This is a genomic window from uncultured Campylobacter sp. (assembly GCF_938045535.1).
Lineage (GTDB): Bacteria > Campylobacterota > Campylobacteria > Campylobacterales > Campylobacteraceae > Campylobacter_B.
This window is the reverse complement of sequence record NZ_CALIMQ010000289.1, coordinates 1-4,939: the sequence shown is the minus strand read 5'-3', so window position 1 is coordinate 4,939 and position 4,939 is coordinate 1. Positions and strand designations below refer to the sequence as shown.

At 44.6% G+C, this 4,939-nt stretch carries 4 protein-coding genes; 1 reads left to right on the top strand and 3 read right to left on the bottom strand.

All coding sequences use genetic code 11. The annotated features are described in order from the left end of the window. Positions 1-85 precede the first annotated feature (85 nt). The 3 genes from Q0095_RS08955 to Q0095_RS08945 all read right to left on the bottom strand — a co-directional run bounded on the left by Q0095_RS08955 (position 86) and on the right by Q0095_RS08945 (position 4,363). Complete coding sequence (locus Q0095_RS08955; protein WP_005870893.1) at positions 86-2,161, bottom strand: hypothetical protein; 2,076 nt, start codon at positions 2,159-2,161, stop codon at positions 86-88. Positions 2,162-2,265: 104 nt separating this feature from the next. Further along, complete coding sequence (locus Q0095_RS08950) at positions 2,266-3,684, bottom strand: DUF3365 domain-containing protein (protein WP_297883190.1); 1,419 nt, start codon at positions 3,682-3,684, stop codon at positions 2,266-2,268. Further along, positions 3,674-4,363, bottom strand: a complete 690-nt coding sequence (locus Q0095_RS08945) for a response regulator transcription factor (RefSeq protein WP_297883189.1) — start codon at positions 4,361-4,363, stop codon at positions 3,674-3,676. Before Q0095_RS08945 ends, Q0095_RS08950 begins: the two co-directional genes overlap by 11 nt. 389 nt (positions 4,364-4,752) lie before the next feature. On the opposite strand from Q0095_RS08945, the gene Q0095_RS08940 reads away from it, so the two are divergent. Continuing rightward, on the top strand, positions 4,753-4,939 hold a 187-nt coding region (locus Q0095_RS08940), incomplete at its 3' end, for a hypothetical protein (protein ID WP_297883188.1).

Here is a 4,939-nt window from a genome sequence, read left to right as displayed (position 1 = left end):
CGATAGGCAAGAAAATTTTTAGTCTTTTTTGCATACATTTGCCTTTTAAATTTCGGGGCCGCGAACTTACGCGACCCCGAAAGAATTATAAATTATTATTTAGAATTCTTTGAGCCTCTTTAATATACTCTTTAGCGGCTTCTAGCCTTTGCTTAGTATATTTAAAGCCGTGCATACCCCATGAGCCGTCTTTTTCGATAAGATCGACGGTGTCTTGAGCTTTTTCGATCAGCTCGTAAACGCGAGTTTTGTCGCTGGAGTTAAGCTTTTTAGTCTCGAGGATAGAGTAAATTCCTTGAATACCGATCTTAACTTGCGAGAAATCGCTCTTAATCGGAGTTTGCCAGCCCATAACCTCATCGTAAACCTGCTTTTGATTCTTGAAGTGAAGCGTCTCTTTTAGCTCGGAAACGACAGGGCTGTGGCAGCCTTTGGTATCTTGCATATCTTTATCCGCCCAAGACGTTCGTGCGCACGACCACATAAGATCGACGAAATTTCGTCCATCTTTATTTCTTTGGAAGTGCCAATCTTTCGCATCTCTCGGACCCTTAGCGGCATCGCCTGCGACTAGAGATTTTCTAGCAGGATCGATGTCGATCTTCCAGATGTGCGATCTTCTTTGAGTATCGAATCCCGCGTTGTCTTGGAACTGAATAGCATAGAAGTTCTCGCAGCTCATCATAAACGGCATGTGGCAAGATGCGCAAGTGTTGTCTTTATGCGTATCGGCTCTTGCGGCGATATAGGCTTGCTCTTGGTGGCAATCCTTACACTCTTTTGTGATCTTAGGCTTTGTATAAAACGCGCTCAAATAGCCCTGCTCGGAGTTGTAATTTACGCCCTTGACGGTTTTATCGCCAACTACCGGTCCGGTGTTATCGTGCGGATCGTGGCAGGTTACGCAGCGCATACCCTTCTCGTAGTGAGCGGTAAAGTATGATTGAGAGCCCTCAGAGCCACATCCTGGACCCATAGATTTAAATTTAGAGCTAAGAGATAGATCGGGGTTTCCGTTGTTTAGCGGATTAGCACGAGCTAAATCAGGGCTATAGTTAAATCTTTGGTGGCAGCGTTCGCAGTTTGAGGTTCTAAAATTTGTAGCGCCGTCAAGGTGACCGCCCGCTCCATGGCACTCTTCACAGGTGATACCTTTGGAGATAGTGTGCTTTTGAAGCTCTTTTGCGTTACCCAAAGCAGCATAGAATTCTTTTTTAGTTTTAAAATCGAATTTGAATGGGTGGCAGACTTCGCAATACGAGCTGTTTGCTTGGAAAAACATCGATTTTTTATATTTCGCAGCATACGACGCAAGACCTCTTACGTAACCGCCGTTATCGCCATAATCGGCTAGAGTTTCCGGGAATTCCGGAACGATCTTTTTGATCTTTTTGACCGTCTCATCGTCTAAATTTAACGCCCAAGTCCTTTGGAATTGGTTGCCACCGGCTACGATCTGACCGGTACCATCTCGTAGCAAACCGCCCTCTACGTGATAGGTTCCGCGTAAAAGCCATGCATCTACGTAGCCGAATTTTGTCCTTAGATGCCCCACGGTCGCATAAATTACGTCAGGGGTAATACCTTTTGGAAGGATCGACGCCGTATCTGGGCTAAATACAGGATCGGTTAGGTTGTTATTAACCTCCGGGTGCTCGCCCGGGAAGCGGATAGTAGTGGCGTGGCGCGATCTGCTCCATGTCTCATACTGCGCAGGGTGGCACTCGCCGCATTTTTCAGGACCTATGAATTTATTTGGGAATTGCAAAGAAGATCCTGCAGGGATTCTATACATCATAGAGCTATAGCCCTTGCCGTCGTCTCTTTTACTAGCCTTTGAAAAGTCAAATCCATGCCCTTCCGCAAGCCACTCCAAACCTCGGTCGTGTACATCCATCTTACCGACCGTCTTACCGCCGTATTTGGTAAAAATCGGGTGATTTTTAAATAGCCAGTCATACATCTCTCGCTCTTCTACGACGTAGTCCTGCAAGGATATGACGCCTCTGCTTTGCAACGTGCCCTTAGGATTTGCGATGACGTCGCGCGATTTTTGCGACATTTCCATCTCATGCCCCATGCCTTCATCAGCACAGGCTCCTGCGGCAAAAATGCTAATACAGGCTAGCGCGCCTAGTAGCATCTTATTCCATTTTTTCATGACTCCTCCTTTGAAAATCGAAATTTTAAATTAGCAAAGTTCTACGCTCGAAATAATATCAACAAAAAAGGGCGAAAAAGGGAGAAATTTAATGAAGTCTAAATTTAACGAAAAGAGATCGTAAATATCGCGCCTTCGTCGGAATTTGCAGCACTTATGCTCCCTCCGTTTTTTTCGATTATCATCTTGCTCATATATAGTCCGAGCCCGCTGCCCTGCTGTTTTGTCGTAAAGTGCGGCTCAAAAATTTTACCCAGCTGCGCTTCGTCGATGCGGCTTGCGTTATTTTCGATCGTGATTACCCGCTCGCCCTGTTTTAAAAACGAGCGGATTTTAATCTCGCGCCGTTTAAGCGGCACGTCCAAAAACGCCTCCTTTGCGTTATTTATGATGTTTATGAGCACCTGAATTAGCTCGTTTACGTTGCCGTAAAGGGTGAAATTTTCCTCTATCCGCACGCTTATGTCGATGACATGCTTTTTAAGCGAGGCGTTTAAAATTTTACGCGCCTGCTCGATCGCTTCGCCGGCGCTAAATTCTTTCTTTGGCATGTTCGGATTGAAGAAATTTTTAAAATCTTCGATCGTATCGCTCATAAATTTCACCTGCTCGCCCGCGTCTTTTATGCCGCCTTCGAGCCTCTCTTTTGAGAGCTTGCCTCGCTCGTTGTAAAGCTCTAAATTTATAAGCGTAGAGCTGATCTGCGATAGCGGCTGGCGCCACTGGTGCGAGATATTGCCGATCATCTCGCCCATGAGCGCGAGGCGGCTTTGATTTATCAGTAAAAGCTGAGTTTGCATCTTTAAAGTCTCGTTTTTTTTGTGAATTTTATAGATACAAAATATACAGATCAAAAACACTACAAGCAAGCTTAGGCCGCTAACGACGAACTCTTTGGTGTGATAGAGCAAAATGCTTTTTATCGGAATTTTAAAGCTTATCATCGCGATCGTATCGCCTAGACCGCCTTTGAAATTTCCCACATCGCCGTAGAGCTCTTGCATCTTTTTAGGTGCTGCGTTGATGCTGTGGCACTCAGTGCACGAAGGCTGGGAGTTTGTTATCGGCAGGCTCAAAAGATACGAGGCGCCACCTTTATCATAGATGACTCTGGAGTATTCTTTGTATCTATTTTCTTTAAAGCCCTCTAAAATTTCATTCTCAAACTCGCTTCCTTCGTGCTCGGGATTGAGCGGATCGGTGGCGACGAGCTTGTAGTCGTAGTTGATGTTTTCTTTGGCGAGCTGAATTTTATAAATTTCGCGCGTTATGTAGGTCGAGGACATCAGCCTCGGATCAAAAAAATCCTCGCTTAGAAGCTTTTTCTCTTTAAGTTCATTTATTAGCGGGCGCTGCACGGTCGAGACGTAATCGCGCACCGCATTCATCGTATCTAGGATATAAAACGCCTCGCGCCTCGTGTCCTTTAGCGCAAGCTCGCGGTAGAAGTTAAAAACCAACGCCGTAATTACGATATATAGCAGCACGAAAAGCGCTACGATAAATTTAAATTTATACTTCAAAGAGATACCCCACCGCATATAAATTTTTGATCACGTCCTTACCGATCTTGCGGCGTAGCTCTTTGACGATCGCCTTGATCGCCTCTTTGCTGGGCTGCTCGAACTCCCACATATAGCCGAATAGCTGCTCGTAGGTTACGGTTTGATTTTTGCGCGCTAAGAAGTACTCCAAAAGCTTGCTCTCGCTTTTGGAAAGATGACAGGCGCTCTCTTTGACGTAGATGATCTTTTTGGCAAAATCATACTTCAACTCACTGCTTATGCTAAATATCGGCGCGTGATTTATCAGCTCCGAAGCGACGTCTTGCAGCGCCTTTATAAAGGCGTTTTTGTCGTACGGCTTAGGCAGATACCTGGTGATCTTAAGCTCCACCGCCCGCCACAGATACTCCTGCTCGGTGTGGCTCGAAAGTATCACGATCGGCACCGAGATGCCGGCAGCTCGGATCTTTTTAACGACCTCTAGCCCGTCCATATGCGGCACGCCGATATCAAAAACCAGCGCGTCGTACGAGCCGCTCATCGCCTCATCAAGCGCCTCCAGTCCGTCCTTAACCCCCACTACTTCGCCGAAAAACAGCTGCAGCGATTCGGTTATATTTTTTAAAATCCCGGGCTCATCCTCTAGGCAAAGAACCCTTTTATTGGACAAAACGTCCAATAATTCGTAATCTTGCATACTCTATCCGCCTCCAAGCTTAGCGCATTTCATTCTTAATCATCTCTTAAATATAACTCGCTTAAATTATATAAATTTAGCATTAAATCAACGTTAAAGAGGGCTTGTGTTTTTAAATTTAAACCTATGACATGGCGCTTATATTGTTTATGCCTAGAAATTTCGTAAAATTTAACCCCGCTTTTGAGTGAAATTTACGGCAGACGACAGCGAGCGCAAAAGAGTCGCGGATAAGCAATACTTTGTTTAAATTTTAGTGATTATTAAGGGGGGGGGGTATACTTCTGCGGAATTTTAAAAACAAATAGAGCAATAAAATTTAATGCCATTAAATGACAGTATCTGACAACGAAAAGTGAAATAATACGAAAAATTTTAAGGAGGAAGAAATGAAAAAAATCATTTTAGCTTTGGCTTTTTTAAGCTATTTTATGTTTGCCGAGGAGGTAAAAGAGCTTACGGATGAGGAAACAATAAGTGAAATGGAAAAAGTTTGTGAGAGCGGTAAAGACTTCACGAATGAAAACGGAACCGCGAAGTATGAGGAAGTCTGCGCTACTCTCGGCATATTATATG